Source organism: Paenibacillus sp. V4I7 (genome assembly GCF_030817275.1).
Classification (GTDB): domain Bacteria; phylum Bacillota; class Bacilli; order Paenibacillales; family NBRC-103111; genus Paenibacillus_E.
Window position 1 is genome coordinate 7,947,380 of record NZ_JAUSZD010000002.1, and the last position, 14,970, is coordinate 7,962,349.

At 45.5% G+C, this 14,970-nt stretch carries 12 protein-coding genes; 10 read left to right on the top strand and 2 right to left on the bottom strand.

The annotated features are described in order from the left end of the window. Nucleotides 1-87 precede the first annotated feature (87 nt). On the bottom strand, nucleotides 88-921 hold the full coding sequence (locus tag QFZ80_RS37250; RefSeq protein WP_307563639.1) for a helix-turn-helix domain-containing protein: 834 nt from the start codon (nucleotides 919-921) through the stop codon (nucleotides 88-90). 188 nt (nucleotides 922-1,109) lie between these two features. Between QFZ80_RS37250 and QFZ80_RS37255 the strand changes: the two genes are divergently transcribed. After that, nucleotides 1,110-2,174, top strand: a complete 1,065-nt coding sequence (locus tag QFZ80_RS37255) for a zinc-dependent alcohol dehydrogenase (RefSeq protein ID WP_307563640.1) — start codon at nucleotides 1,110-1,112, stop codon at nucleotides 2,172-2,174. A gap of 316 nt (nucleotides 2,175-2,490) precedes the next feature. Then, complete coding sequence (locus tag QFZ80_RS37260; RefSeq protein ID WP_307563642.1) at nucleotides 2,491-6,804, top strand: hypothetical protein; 4,314 nt, start codon at nucleotides 2,491-2,493, stop codon at nucleotides 6,802-6,804. 201 nt (nucleotides 6,805-7,005) lie between these two features. Here the strand turns inward: QFZ80_RS37260 and QFZ80_RS37265 are convergent, their stop codons facing one another. Further along, nucleotides 7,006-8,382 (bottom strand): extracellular solute-binding protein, encoded by a 1,377-nt coding sequence (locus QFZ80_RS37265; RefSeq protein ID WP_307563644.1) that lies wholly within the window; start codon nucleotides 8,380-8,382, stop codon nucleotides 7,006-7,008. A 229-nt stretch (nucleotides 8,383-8,611) separates the two neighbouring features. Between QFZ80_RS37265 and QFZ80_RS37270 the strand changes: the two genes are divergently transcribed. From QFZ80_RS37270 to QFZ80_RS37305, 8 genes are all read left to right on the top strand, one after another. Next, a complete protein-coding gene (locus QFZ80_RS37270) occupies nucleotides 8,612-9,340 on the top strand; it encodes an amino acid ABC transporter ATP-binding protein (protein ID WP_307550115.1) in 729 nt (242 codons plus the stop codon). A 19-nt stretch (nucleotides 9,341-9,359) separates the two neighbouring features. Then, nucleotides 9,360-10,232, top strand: coding sequence for a glutamate ABC transporter substrate-binding protein (locus tag QFZ80_RS37275; protein ID WP_373460328.1), 873 nt, complete (start codon nucleotides 9,360-9,362; stop codon nucleotides 10,230-10,232). 69 nt (nucleotides 10,233-10,301) lie between these two features. Beyond that, nucleotides 10,302-10,955 (top strand): amino acid ABC transporter permease, encoded by a 654-nt coding sequence (locus QFZ80_RS37280; RefSeq protein ID WP_307550113.1) that lies wholly within the window; start codon nucleotides 10,302-10,304, stop codon nucleotides 10,953-10,955. Between the two features lie 20 nt (nucleotides 10,956-10,975). Further along, nucleotides 10,976-11,626 carry an amino acid ABC transporter permease gene (locus tag QFZ80_RS37285; RefSeq protein WP_307563646.1) on the top strand — a complete coding sequence of 217 codons (651 nt, stop codon included), beginning with the start codon at nucleotides 10,976-10,978 and terminating at the stop codon, nucleotides 11,624-11,626. A gap of 33 nt (nucleotides 11,627-11,659) precedes the next feature. After that, the gene (locus tag QFZ80_RS37290) at nucleotides 11,660-12,421 is read left to right on the top strand and encodes a TSUP family transporter (protein ID WP_307563648.1); all 762 of its coding nucleotides are present in this window, start codon (nucleotides 11,660-11,662) and stop codon (nucleotides 12,419-12,421) included. After that, nucleotides 12,406-13,716 carry a sensor histidine kinase gene (locus QFZ80_RS37295; RefSeq protein ID WP_307438398.1) on the top strand — a complete coding sequence of 437 codons (1,311 nt, stop codon included), beginning with the start codon at nucleotides 12,406-12,408 and terminating at the stop codon, nucleotides 13,714-13,716. The genes QFZ80_RS37290 and QFZ80_RS37295 overlap by 16 nt, the downstream gene beginning before the upstream one ends. Before the next feature lie 5 nt (nucleotides 13,717-13,721). Continuing rightward, nucleotides 13,722-14,624, top strand: a complete 903-nt coding sequence (locus QFZ80_RS37300; protein ID WP_307563650.1) for a response regulator — start codon at nucleotides 13,722-13,724, stop codon at nucleotides 14,622-14,624. 97 nt (nucleotides 14,625-14,721) lie between these two features. Then, entirely contained in the window at nucleotides 14,722-14,865 is a 144-nt protein-coding gene (locus QFZ80_RS37305; protein WP_307550105.1) for a hypothetical protein, read from the top strand. Nucleotides 14,866-14,970: the final 105 nt, after the last annotated feature.

Genomic DNA, 14,970 nt, shown 5'->3' on the forward strand with positions numbered 1-14,970 from the left:
TTAGTGTATAGGTATCGGATTTACAAAAATAGAGCACAACTTTGCTGAAGTTTAACACTTATACAGGTCGTGCAGCTGGAAGCATTTTTAAATATTTTTATCAAACAAACGCTTGTATTGAGCAGGGGAAATGCCCGTGTATTTCTTGAAAAGGCGGGTAAAGGTTTGGAGGTCATTAAATCCGAGAGTGCTGCTGATTTCGGTGATGTTCATTTCCTGCATTTCCAAAAGCGATTTCGCTTTTGCGATCTTAATCTCTCGATGCAGCAGGATCGGTGATTTGCCGAACATCGCTTTGAAGTGGTTGCTTACGTAGGTTGGATTCATATGTAATTCCTTGGCTAAATCCGCTAATGAAAGCGAAGCCTCGGGCTGGGTTACAATTTTCAATAAAATGGACAAAAAGCTGTGAGACTGCTGTCTCAAATCCGAGGTATTCATACTTCCCAAAGCGTTGTCCAATAACAAGTAAAGCAATTCAAGAGATTTTGCTTTTTGCAAAATGATGTTAGGGATATGGCCTTCCCTTGTGGTGGATAGTACGAATTCGTCGAATACGGCCTCGAATTTTTTGTGATTTTTCAGCGGATAGATATAAGGGATCTGTAAAAACGGCAGCACATCGATCACATTCTGAATCTTGTAAGTGAAATGCCACCAGAGAAACTCGGTTTCCTCATCACTATCTTTATATTGGTCGTGTTCCAGAAAAGTAGGGATAAAAATGACGGATCCCGGTTCAATCACATAGATGTTGTCCTGAACCTTGAGTTTGGCCGAGCCTTTTCTCACATAGGTCATCATGTAATACTCTTGAAATACACGGTTCCGGTAGTTCATCTCGCGACGGCGATGGATATCAAACTTTAACACTTTTAGCTCGGCTGTTTCCAGCAGAGAAGAGAGCATATCATTCTTCATGCTAGTTCCCCCCCCCATCTTAAAGTTGATTATATCATAATCACTGGTTCTTATTTGATTCTTATCTAAATCTATTTGCAGAAGAAAAGGACGAAATGCCTATGAAAAAAGGTTTGACAGTCCTTTTACTATCGCTTAACATGAATCATATGATCCAGATAAATACCAATGACGAAAGGAGGAAAGAGATGAAAGCCGTCATTTCCTTGAAAGGCAAGGTTGAAGTCTTAGACATTGAAGAACCTTCCATTGAAACGAACCATGTACGTGTTGAAACCTGCTACTCTGCAATTAGTTCAGGCACAGAGCTTCTGCTGAAAAACCTGATGACCGATACTCCCATTCAACTTGGTTACAGTGCGATGGGAATCGTGCGGGAAATCGGCGAAGGCGTCTCCCATGTGAAGGTAGGGCAGAGAGTCGCTTGTTACGGTTCTCCTTATGTTAAGCATGCGGAATTCTTAGTGGTGCCTAAGCTTTTGGTTGTTCCGCTTCCGGAGGAATGCAGTTCGAAAGAAGCGTCCTTCGTCGGACTCGGTGCGATCGCTATTCATGCGCTGCGTCAAGCGGATTTGCGTTTTGGAGAATCGGTTGTCGTGGTTGGACTAGGTATTCTGGGACAAATCGTATGTCGGATTACAGACGTTTCCGGCAGTAGGGTAATCGGGCTTGATTTGTTGGCAGAACGCTGCGCCAAGCTTTCGGAAGCCGGTGCCGTACAAGTGTGTGACAATGTACAGGATGTCAACCGTACCATCGATTCACTACATCAGCATGAAGGTGTTGATGCGGTTATCATCTGTGCCAATGGTGCCAATTCCGGCATTATTGATCAGGCTCTACGCTGGATTCGCGACAGGGGGAAAATCGTCATCGTCGGCGATGTGAAGATGGACTTCGATCGGGAGTTGATGTTTGCCAAAGAGGCACAGGTGCTTATCTCGCGCGCTGGTGGTCCTGGGCGGTATCATGACAGCTACGAAAGCAAGGGCGTTGACTATCCGATCGGTTACGTACGTTGGACAGAAGGTCGCAACATGGCGGAATTTATCCGTTTACTTTCTGAACGACGGTTTTCCATCCAAGCACTTATCACGCATGAGATGGCTTTATCATCTATGACAGTGGCTTACGAATTACTTCGCAAATCTCCACGAGACGTATTAGGCGTTCTCATTGATTATGGGAAGGAGCAAGAAGTAGAAGCTGAAAAACAAGTAAGTGCTGTACCTGTATCTTTTGAAATGTTGTAGTTACTGCTATTTGTATACGATCCCCAAAGAAACGCTCAAAGCCAATATTGTACAAGTGTTCAATGCCATTCATTGTTGATGCGTACCTCGTTTTCCTTCATCAAATCCTACTAGTCCATGAGAGTATTATAGATATTTCTAGCCATTTTTATTTAAAAATAGCGTTGTCATGCTCCTTGACTGGTCAGGTTACAACTTTTTCTCATTAGTTCGTTTATACACGGTATGTAAGCGATTTCACAAAAGCATTACATCAATCTCGCCTATCACCACACACACTGCCGATCGGGTAGAATTTTGAAAAAGGATGATGAGAATGGCTATATCAATGGTTGGAAGAAGCACGTTATCCAAATGGTTGTTGGGATTGTTGGCTTTACTATGCTTAGCTTTTTACTTGCCCTCCAACGTACGAGCCGCTGAGGCGGCGGAGATCATTCCGGTGCCCAACTCCGGATTCGAACAAGATTTGGTATCAGGCAAAATTCCGGGCTGGGGTTATTTTTCTGCCGGAATACCTTCAGGGCTCTCTTTGTCAGAAACGATCAAATTCGCAGGCAATAGAAGCTTGAAGATGGAGAGAACTGGGGCAGTGGCAGGGGCGCTTGGAGCGGAAAGCGTAAAGCTGGCTGTAACGTCCGGAAAATCTTTTGAGGCAGCAGTCAAGTTGTATATCGAAAACTTTACAGGAACTCCTGCTCTTTGGATTCGCTGGCACGACGCAGCGGGGAAACCTTTGAACAAACAGGCGACTTATAATCTCACCGCTTCTCCGTTAAACAAATGGCTGGACATTCGAGCCCAAGGTATTGCTCCGGCGGATGCAGCCTTTGCGACGGTCTTCGTGTATGCTTCATCGGGTACTACCATGACGGCATATGTGGACGAGGCCCAGTTTTACCGCGTGGCCGATACGATTGCCGTGCTCAATCCCGGATTTGAAGATCCTGCTTCGGGATCAACTATTCCTGGTTGGGGGTTGTTCACGGGTACGCCTGCGGGCTCTGTGTCGATAAGTAAGACGGAGCAGAACAGCGGGTTGTCTAGTCTTCTCCTTGATGACACCTATACGGATAAATCCGTTGGGCTGAGCACTCAAGCGATCAGTGTGAAAGAAGACGGCATATATGAAGCGAAAGCCAGCGTTTACTTAGTATCCGGAGGAGGCGTAAGCATTTATATCAAATTTTATAATGAATCAGGCAAAGAAATTGGAACATCCTCCGTTTCACATGGCACACCGCTGAATACATGGAAGCAAATCAAAATAGAGGGGATAGCTCCGGATAAAGCAGAAACAGCGAAGGTTTTATTGTATTCCGGGGTAGGGGGGATCAGCAAAGCACACTTTGATGATGTTTCATTTACTTATAAGGGCGACGCGCTTAAATTACCATTTAAGTATGGCAATCCCGTCAACTTGGGCAAAGCAACGCTCACGGCGACAACCATGGGGGGAGCGATAGGGAATGGCGAACTCTATTTCGTGGCCAACGGCAATCCAGGGACGTTCTATGCCGTTGATGCTGCTTCAGGAAGTATTAACTTCTCGGAGGCAGTCCCTGGTACGACAGAAACTTGGGCGGTGACGGTGGGGGCGGATAAGAACGTCTATTTTGCCGCTACAGCCAATCGTAAGTTCTGGAAATACGATCCGTTACTCCGAAAGATCACAGAAGTAGGGAATAATCCTTCCAATAATTTCGTATGGGATTTGGATGCAAGTTCTAATGGCCTCATATACGGCTCTACGTATCCGAATGCCAAGGTCTTTAGTTACGATACCAACACAGGCTTGTTTGCCGATCTAGGCAGCATGCATCCAGTTGAACAATATGCTCGAGGAGCCGGGGTTACCGATCAGTACTTGTATGTCGGGATCGGCTCCAAAGAGCATTTGATGCGAATCGACCGGGTAAGTGGAGAAAAGTTTGAGATTCAAATGCCGTTCACGGGTGTGGATGGTTTCGTGCACAATATTTCTCCTTACAACGGACTTCTTTACCTTGCACGTGGTACATCGCTTGCCATCTTGGATGAACAGACGTTTGAAGTTAAGAAACGATTTGCCTATACAGATCCGGAGGCATTTGATGGCAAAATCTCACCTCCGTCTCCTTATGACGCCAATCTGCTTTATTACCGGAATAAATTTTCGAGCAATCTGTGGACATATAATGTCTCAACCAATACGGTGCAGGCCGTAATGCCGGAGGTTGGACTCCCTGAGACTGGGAGTAGAGCGTTTGATTGGATCACTTTGCCTAATGGCGTTCAAGTGTTGGCTACCTTGTACGAGAACGGCAAGTACACGCTGTATAACCCGTTGGATCATTCGATACAGACTATCCAGGTGCCTATGGCAAGGGATGGTGTCAATATACAAAGCCTCGCAGCAGGGCCGGACGGCAAGCTATATCTCGGTGGTTTCCTGGATGGATTAAGTGTATTTGATCAGTCAACGCAAAAATATGAAGCTCAAATTTCTTCTCCGTTCTCTCCCCATCAAGTTGAGGAGATCGGCTTTTTGAATGGCAAGACCTATTTCGGCGCTTATAGCGGAGCACGCGTTTACCGTTATGATGCAAGCCTGCCCTACAATTACGGATCAACGCCATCGCATAATCCAGGGCTCGTTTACACGGTTCCCGATGCTCAAGATCGGCCTTATGCGTTTGCTTCCGGCGATAACAAGCTGTTTATCGGAACGATTCCTTTCTACGGCAAAATGGGCGGCAGTTTAACCATTTACAATGAAACAACGAATAACTGGACGTCAACCCGTAACGTTGTAGAAGATCAAAGTATCATTGCGCTTGCCTATAAAGATGGCATTGTCTACGGTGGTACCTCCATCGACGGAGGTCTCGGCACAACGACGCCACCCACGGCGGTGGCCAAACTGTTCAAATGGGATGTTGCGACAAGTACCAAGCTGGGTGAGTTTGTACCTGTCATTCCTGGCCTGACGTCCCCTAAATTACTCGGCGGTTTGTCTTTCGGTCCTGACGGACTGTTATGGGGCGGCGCATGGGGGAAGGGTGATCAAGGGGGGGACATTTATGCTATCTATGCGATGGATCCCAGCACCAATGCGGTTGTGAAAAGTAAGCTGATTTACCCGAATGCAAGTGGTGGTAGCCCATGGCGTTCCTTTTATTTACGCTGGGGGCAAGATGGCTTGCTGTATACGACTATTGCTCGCAACGTAACCGTATTCGATCCTGTGACTCTGAAATACCGTAAACTTACGGAAACGCAATCGAATCTGTTGGACTTGGGTGTAGACGGAAGCATTTACTATACTTCGGGACCGACGCTGTTTAAACTACAAGCTCCTTTGGCTCAAGCTTCAATATCAATGGCCAAGGTTACGCTGGATCAGGGGCAAAGTGAGCCGATTATCAGTTCCGGCGTTCTGGAGAACGGACTGCCGGCCATCTTGGCAGGGGGCACGACTTCCTTCACAAGCAGCGACCCGACTGTTCTGTCCGTTGTGTATGGAGAGGTTAAAGCGCTCAAGGCGGGAACGGCGAACGTTTATGCCGATATCACTTTAGGTGAATCGGCGATCAGAACGAATACGATCAATGTTACCGTTTATCAAGGCACTTCATTGACTGTTAATACAGTAACGGAAGCCACTTATAGCGATACGGCGACTTTAAGCGCGACGTTGACAGATCTTCAAGACCAGCCACTTGCAAACCGTTCCGTACAATTCTCAGTGAATGGGGGGACGATAGGAAGTGCCTCGACGAATGCACAAGGCGTGGCGGTGTTGTCATATGTAGTGACACAAAGCGTACCGGCCAATATGGAGGAGGCTGTTTATGAAGTGCGGGCTGTCTTCGAGCGGGATGACATCACGCATACTGGAGCGAGCGAAGGAAAAGGCGGCATAACTGTACAGCGTGAAACAGCGTCAGTCGCCTACACAGGCACTACTACCGCTTTGGTTGGGATGGTGAAACTAGCAGCTCAGGTTTCTCAGCAGGAAGATGGAGAATTGGGAGCTATAGCTGGGCTGCCGATCCAATTTACGATTTCACAGATGAATCCGGATGGAACACTCACGGCATATGCCGCTCCGGAGCTACAGGTTGTATATCAGACAGATGTCACAGGAAATGTTTATTTGAATCAGCAGCTTCCAGCAGGATTATATCAGGTGAAGACAGAGTTGTTGATGAATAGCGGGTATGCGAAAGCGGAGTCGAACGTGACTCTTGCTGTATACGGCTCCAGCGCAGAAGAGGTGGAAGCTGAGGGATGGTTTGCCATTACCGAGGGAAATACGGCGATTGGCAGCAAAGCTAAGAAAGTACACATCGAAGCCGAATGGGAAATGGATGAAAAAGCAAATCTTCCAAAAGGAAAATTGAAGATTCATGCAGAGCCGAATGGATTAAAACTGGAATTGAAAACGGCTCAATGGTTGGTTGTAACATCGAGTAGTGCCTATATACAGGGTCAGGCAACGGACGATGATGGAGTATCCTATACGGTCAGGCTTATGATGGGAAAACAACAGCAAGTCGTTTCACTGCAAATATGGCAGGGTCTGAATGCTCAAGGTGCTCCGTTCTATCAGGTACTGGGGCAAAAATGGTCTGGCAATATCAACTAAGAATGGAGAGCTTTATTATAACCAAACGAGGCTGTCCCAAACGTAAAGATATTCACTTAGGGGCATAGAAAACAAAAAAAAGAGGTGGCAAGGTTATTCTTGCCATCTCTTTTTTTTGTTTTTGTTTTCTGTCGATTGCAAGGCAAAAGTCACCCGACTCTAGTTAGTGGAACGTTGATACGTTATTTTGGGAAATCTCTCTTAGAGGCTATCCTCCAGCCTTCGGCAAACCGTCTCGAAATCGTCGAGCCGTGCCCAGTAAAGCTTGAGAATGTGGCGCATGGTTTCCAGTTCGTGGAAAGTTACATTCATGTCTTTATAGAAACTAAATGTCGGGATGATGTCCCGGTACATGAAGAACCGGGAAGGACGCGCCAACGTTTCTTCCCCGATCCACTCCGCCGCCGTTTTGACACTAGGAATGGTAAGGGTGGTTTTGCGAATATGCAGCTGCGCTTCGTTCGAAACGAGAAAATCGAGCATAGTTTGGGCTGCTTCCTTTTGTTTGCTTGACTTAATGACCGCAAGACCAATGATTAAGAGCTGAGTCTTCGCTACCAACGAATAGGGAAGCGGTGCGATGTCATATGCGAATTCAGCATTACGCAAATGGTTCAAGCTGTAATAGCTGGTCACAATCATGGACGTTTTTTGCTGCAAGAAAAACCGTTCGGCATCAGAGTCATTCTCCGACATATAGACGGTGTCGGGGTTCATTCCTTCAAACAGCCCAAGGCTGGTTTGCATGGCTTTCCGAAAATTATCGTTGTTGAAAATCAGCTTACCATGCTGATCTCGTTCAAAAACGACCTTGTTTTGCAGTAAAAAGAGCGGCCATCGATTGATGGATTGCAGGTGAAACAAGATGCCGATTCGGTCCTGCTTTTGCGTTAAGGCTAGCGCTGCTTTCTGGACATCGTTCCAACTCCAACTGCTATCCGGCTCTGGCAATGCTGCTTCCTTGAAATGATCTCGGTTGTAACACAAGACGATCGGTGAAAAAATAAACGGCTGCACATACAAATGACTGTCTTTGGTGAAAGGTCCTGACAGAAAGGTATACGTGCCATTCTTTCGTTCAAGCGGCTCTAGGATATCCAAGACGGCTCCAGTTTCAGTAACCGTTTCGTAGTTTTGGGTATTTAAAGTGATAAGGTCGAGCGCGTCTCTCTCCATGGCTTCCTTCGTGTTCTGAGAAAAGTACGAATGCGAAAGAGGAATCATTTGGACGACAATATGCGGATGCTGCTGTTGAAACTTTTCGACCAGCTCCAATAAATTAGCTTCAAGGGAAAGAGTGGAGTAATAACCGAATTTCAATGTAAGCTTTTCGTTCCGACCTGTCCCAACAACGCGCGTCCCGATTCGCGGCGCTTTTTCGATCATTTCCTGATCGAGTAGTGCTTCCAGTCCTTTGCGAACCGAATTTTTACTAAGCTGAAACTGTTCAGCAAGTGTTAATTCGGAAGGTAAAAAGTCACCGGGCTGAAGTTTTCCAGTTACGATGTCGCTGCGTAATGTCGTGACCATATCTTCCAGTCGGGTTCGGAAGGTTGATCGTTTGGGTTTACCCGCCATTTATTCTAGAACCTCCGGGCCATTCAATGTTGGTATCTATCTGGGTTATATTATAGTATGCCAAGCTGATTGGACACAAGGTTCGTATCTTGCTGTCATCATTTTTTTTAATTAAATGTCGGATTGCATAAGATTTCATAGTTTTTTCCTTATCATTTAAATACATCAAGTGTTAATTTACATAACAAACAGTTTACATCAATGATGATTCATCGAAGGGGGGGTTCCATTGATCTCATTTCGTCAAGTAGAGAAGCATTACGGCGATTTCCATGTGCTCAAAGGAATTAATCTTCAGATCAAGCAGGGGGAAGTCGTTGTCGTTGTAGGTCCGTCAGGTTCAGGCAAGAGTACGCTGCTAAGGTGTATCAACCGACTGGAAACCATCACAAGCGGTGAGCTTATCGTGAATGAGTTCAAGGTCAGCGATAAGAAGATGGATATGAACAAGCTGCGTCGAGATATCGGCATGGTATTCCAGCATTTCAATCTATATCCACATAAGAAAGTGATCGATAACATTACGCTTGCTCCGATGAAGGTGCATGGTATGGCTAAGAAAGAAGCCGACGAGATCGCGATGTATTTTCTGGATAAGGTTGGTATTCAGGATAAGGCGTACAGTTTTCCTTCACAGTTATCAGGTGGACAGCAGCAGCGTGTGGCCATTGCGAGGGGACTGGCGATGAAGCCGAAAATTATGTTGTTTGATGAGCCCACATCAGCCTTGGATCCGGAGATGGTCGGAGAGGTTCTTGATGTCATGAAGGCGCTTGCAAATGAAGGAATGACGATGGTTGTGGTTACGCACGAGATGGGCTTTGCCCGTGAAGTGGCCGATCGTGTTGTTTTTATGGACAAAGGTCAGATTGTAGAAGAGTCACCTCCCGAGGAATTCTTCGTCAACCCTCGTGAAGAAAGAGCGAAATTATTTCTGAATCGGGTACTTAACCATTAATAAGGAGATGAACAAAACCATGATGTCAAAAAAGTGGAATTTCATGTTTATGTTAATTACGATATTTGCATTGGCGGGGTGTGCCTCTAACGGCACAAAAGGGGGCGCATCAAGCGCTCCGGCTAGCTCTCCGGCAGCAAGCAGCGCTCCAAGCACTGCAAAGCCGGCAGGTGGAGCGACCGTTCTGGATGAGATCAAAAGCAGAGGCAAAGTTGTCGTTGGTGTGAAGTTTGATACCAAGCTATTCGGTTTGAAAAACCCGACTGGCGGCGAAGTTGAAGGCTTCGACATCGACATTGCGAAAGCATTAGCGAAAGAAATTCTCGGCGATGAGAAGAAAATTGAGTTAAAAGAAGTAACGTCCAAGACACGCATTCCGATGCTCGATAACAAAGAGATTGACATGATTGTTGCGACGATGACGATTACCGAAGAGCGGAAGAAACAAGTTGAGTTTTCTGATGTTTATTTTAAAGCAGGACAATCTTTGCTCGTCAAGAAAGGCAGCCCTATTAAGAGTGTAGCGGATGTTAAAAAAGGAACGAAAGTGTTGGCTGTGAAAGGCGCTACTTCCGTTGCGAATATTAAAGCGAAATCCCCAGATGCCACCATACTTGAATTTGATAATTACCAAGATGCTTTCAGCGCCCTGAAAGCGGGTCAAGGGGACACGTTGACAACAGATAATGCCATCCTCTATGGCATGATGGAGCAAGATAAGAACTTCGAAGTGGTTGGCGAACCGTTCACGGATGAGCCTTATGGTATCGCGATTAAAAAAGGTGAAACAACACTTCAAGCCGCGGTGAATGATGCATTGAAGAAGTTGGAGTCAAGCGGTCAATATACGAAAATCTATGAGAAATGGATTGGCAAAGCGCCAACCAAATAAGAGTAACAAGAATAAAAGAAGAGATGGGTGGCAGCTGCTGCCCATCTTCTGTCTATGAGGGGGGAGCGCATGCCGGATTTCTCGATTTTTACCGATTATTTTGATATCTACATGAAGGGCTTCTTCAACACGATCATTGCCAGTGTTATTGCGTTAATTGGCAGCTTTGTGCTGGGTACGGTCATTGCTATTTTTCGTATCGGATCGGTGAAACCACTGCAATGGATAGGTACGGCCTATGTAGAATTCATTCGAAACATACCGCTCTTGCTTGTTGTTTTCGTGTTCTTCTATGGGCTGCCGTCCATCGGCATTACCCTTAGCGGATTCGTATGCGGGACCTTAGGTCTTACGGTGTACACGGCAGCTTTTATTGCAGAAGCGATCCGTGCTGGTATTATGTCGGTGCCCAAAGGACAGTCTGAAGCGGGACAATCCTCAGGACTGACCTATCTCCAGACGATGTGGCATATCGTCCTTCCGCAAGCAATCAAAATTGTCATACCGCCGCTTAGCAACCAATTTATTAACCTCGTTAAGAACTCGTCCGTACTTGGCGTGTTCGCAGGTTTTGACCTCATGTATTTCGGTGATCAAGTCGCAAGTGAGACTTATGCTACTTTCGATACCTATATCTTCGTTGCAATGCTTTATCTGATACTCACGCTGCCGCTAAGTTACATGGCCTTACGCCTAGAACGTAAATTAGCTCGTACGGACTGACTTTAGGGGGAGGTGAACGAATGGATATCATGCAGGCTTTCACAGCTGATAATGTAAGGTTTGTATTTGAAGGTTTCTATATAACGTTAAAGGTCGCTGCTATTTCTATTGTTTTAAGCTTTATTGTAGGTTGTATCGTCGGTACTATTCGGTATACGAAGCTACCAGTGTTATCACCTATACTTGCCGTATTGGTCGAACTTATCCGCAATTTACCATTGTTGTTAATCATGTTTTTCTCGAGATTCGCTTTACCGGATATCGGGATTAAACTCGGACCCATGAATGCAACGATCTTGGCATTAACGTTATTTGAAGGTGCGATGATTGCTGAGATTGTGCGAAGCGGCCTGAATTCCATCGATAAAGGACAGATTGAAGCCGCTCGATCTTCAGGACTAGGCTATGTGCAAACCCTTTGGCATATTATTCTACCTCAGGGGCTGCGCCGAATGATGCCGCCACTAGTGAGTCAATTTATTTCCTTGTTAAAAGATACTTCTCTTGCGATTGTTATTTCCTTGCCTGAACTGATGCATCATGCGAAAATAGTAATTGGACAAAACTACAGTTATACCATGCCCATTCTATTTTTAGTGGCTATTCTATATTTCGCTGTGAATTATGCCTTATCATTAGCAGCCCGCAGGATGGAATCAAGATTGGTATAGAGGAATTTAACACACAGAAGGAGTCTTGGCATCATGTTACAAGTAAGTTGGGAAATGATGATATTCATCATCATCGGTGGTTTTCTAGCGGCTTATGTAGATTCTGTCGTTGGTGGAGGGGGACTGATCGCTCTTCCGGTTCTGCTGGCAACGGGATTACCCCCAGCTGTCGCGTTAGGAACGAACAAATTGGCGGGCACCATGTCTTCTCTGACAAGTACGATTTCATTCATGAGGTCTGGAAATGTCGATCTGAAAGCCGTACGCGGTTTGTTCATTTTGTCTCTCTTAGGGGCAATATGCGGAACGATGGTGCTGCGGCAAATTCCATCTGATTTCTTAAAGCCGTTGGTTGTCGTTATGCTTATACTGATCACCATCTACACGATTTTTCGTAAAAATTGGGGGGATCTTTCAACCTTCCGCCAGTTTTCAACGAAAACAGCGATGTTAATGGGCTGCGCTGCATTCGGTTTGGGCTTTTATGATGGTTTCTTCGGACCGGGTACCGGTTCCTTTCTTATTTTCGTTTTTCTGATGTTAGGATTCGATTTCGTCAAAGCGGCCGGTAATGCCAAGGTACTAAATTTCGGTAGCAACGTGGCTAGTTTGGCTACTTTCATGGTTATGGGGTCCATTAATTATGGGATAGGCATTCCGATGGGAATAGCCATGGTTTGTGGATCTTTGCTGGGCTCACGCATGGCGATCCGCAAAGGATCAGCGTATGTTCGACCGCTATTTCTTACCGTTTGTATAATCCTCATTGGTAAGCAGATATGGGATATCTTGTAGGGGGTGAAAGGCTGGGACGCTTAAAGAACGAAGGGCTGCAAATGATTCTCGTCGCTATTGTGACGGCAATTGCCGGAGAGTTTAAGATCACACCTTTCATTGGGGAAATGTTTCGGATTGGTCTTGGCAGCAGCGCCTTTCTACTCTGTTTGCTTTTGATGAAGCATCTGCCTTATATCTATACAGGTATCGTTACCGGAATCACTGTTCTGCTATTTCGGACGTTGGAAGATGGTATCCTATTACATGGGGCCATGTCTTTCAGCGCGAGCGCGCAAACGCATTTATCAGCCGCATTTTATTATATGGCCTTTGCGATTGCCATGAGCTTCATTAAACGGAATTGGGACCAATTCCACCCTTTTGTTCTTGGGTTGTTCTTATCGGTTATTGATCTTATGTCCAATGAGATTGAATTGTTGGCTCGCAGCTTGATTTTCCATTCACCGCATATGTTTTCAGAGCAGTTAGTGTATATCACAGTTACCGCTGTCGTGCGGAGCTACTTCGTGGTCGGTATCTACAACAGTGTGACCATTAATCAGATGCGAGTCCTGCATAATGAGCAGCAGAAGCGTATGGAACAAATGTTAAATACGAATAGCGGTTTATATGGCGAAGTATTTTACTTACGGAAGTCGATGGATACGATTGAGCAAATAACAGCCAAGAGCCACAATTTATATGAAAAAATTAATGGCGCGGGGTTAAAAAGCTACTCTCGCACCATTTTGGAAATTACCCAGCAAATTCATGAAGTCAAAAAAGATTCGCAACGCATCCTAGCCGGGTTGTTAAAGCTGTTCGATCGCGATTTCGCTTCCGAAATGAGGCTGGCTGAAGTCGTGGAGTTCGCCATCAAGTCCAACCTGGGTTATAGTTCGATGATTGGAAAAAAGATTCAATTCAAAAGCGACATTCAAACGGACTATTGTTCGAATCAATACCTACCCCTTTTAACCGTAATCAATAATCTCGTTTCTAATGCTGTGGAAGCAATTGAAGATCAAGGATCGATTCTCGTAAGTGCTTATGAGCAAGGTGCTGAGACCATCATCATCGTTGCCGACACTGGTGTTGGCATTTCAGAGCAGGATAGAGATATGATTTTTGCACCCGGATTTACGACCAAATTCAATCAAGAGGGCTTTGCCGCGACAGGGATTGGACTCTCTCATGTTCGAGATATTGTTCATTCATTAGGTGGAGACATTCATTTACGCTCTGACGAGCCGGGTTTTCAGACCACTTTTGTGATTACTATATTGACCGATACGTTGAAAAAAGGAGCGTAGAGATCATGCTGTCATTCGGGATTGTTGACGATGATGCGGTAAGTAGACTGATGCTTCAAAAGATCATTGAAAAAGGCGGATTAGGCGAAGTCGTAGGTACGGCTGGCAGCGGGAGCGAAGGAGAAAAAGTTCTTCTGGAAACCACACCGGATGTCGTGGTCATTGATTTATTGATGCCGGACCAGGATGGAATTGAGACCATCATTCGATTGAAGGAGCAAGGTTATCAAGGGAAATACGTGATGATTTCGCAAATTGAAAATAAAGAAATGATTGGCAAAGCTTATCAAGCCGGTGTCGAATTCTATATTCAAAAGCCAATTAATAAAATTGAAGTGGAAGCGGTGCTGTCCAAGGTTAACGAGCAGTGGAACATTAGCCGCTCCTTGCAGGAGATTAAAGAATCATTAACCAAGCTGAGTTTACTGCACACAGGTACTGAGAGTATTCGCAAAAAGCGCGGTGTCCGCGAAATTATGCAGCCTATTCTCATGGATATGGGGATCGTGGGGGACACCGGCAGTCGCGACCTGATGGACATTATGGAACATCTCACTCGTCATCATAAAGCGGAAGGAATTCCGCCGCTCAAGGAGCTTTATGAAACTGTGTCCAGATGTCACAAGGTAAAAGAAGCGGATGTTGAAAAAGAAGGTAAAGCCGTCGAACAGCGAATTCGCCGCACGATAATGACCGCGTTGACCCATATCGCCAGTATTGGCTTGACGGATTACAGCAATCCCAAATTTGAGCATTATGCGCCTCTGTATTTTGAATTCCAGGATGTGCGTATGAAGATGAAAGAAATCGATGAGAACTGTAAGCCGGAGAAGGGCAAGGTCAATATTAAGAAATTTCTCCAAGTTCTCTTTCTTGAAGTTACGGATAAGATGCGCAGTGAATATTAAGAATAGGGCGAATGAAATTAGGCCGTTTCTGGTTGCGAATTGACCGGTGGTTATGGTATTATTTTGAATTAGTGATAGAGAAGGAGGTGAAGGTAGGATGAATCGAGAGTTCGTGAACAACCGTGTGAGCCAGTTACCCATCGCGATGGCTGGCATCGTTCATGCAGCAGGCAAAGACGCGAGAAGTCTGTCCATTTATACTCATACGGAATTACAACTCACGAAAAGACACCTACCTTAACCCTCAACGGATCAATCCGAAAGGTCGTAGGAATTTTCCTGCGGCCTTTTTTTGTACGTTGGTTGCGATGGATAGGGTCTTTCATAAACTAGGAGGATCCTTCAT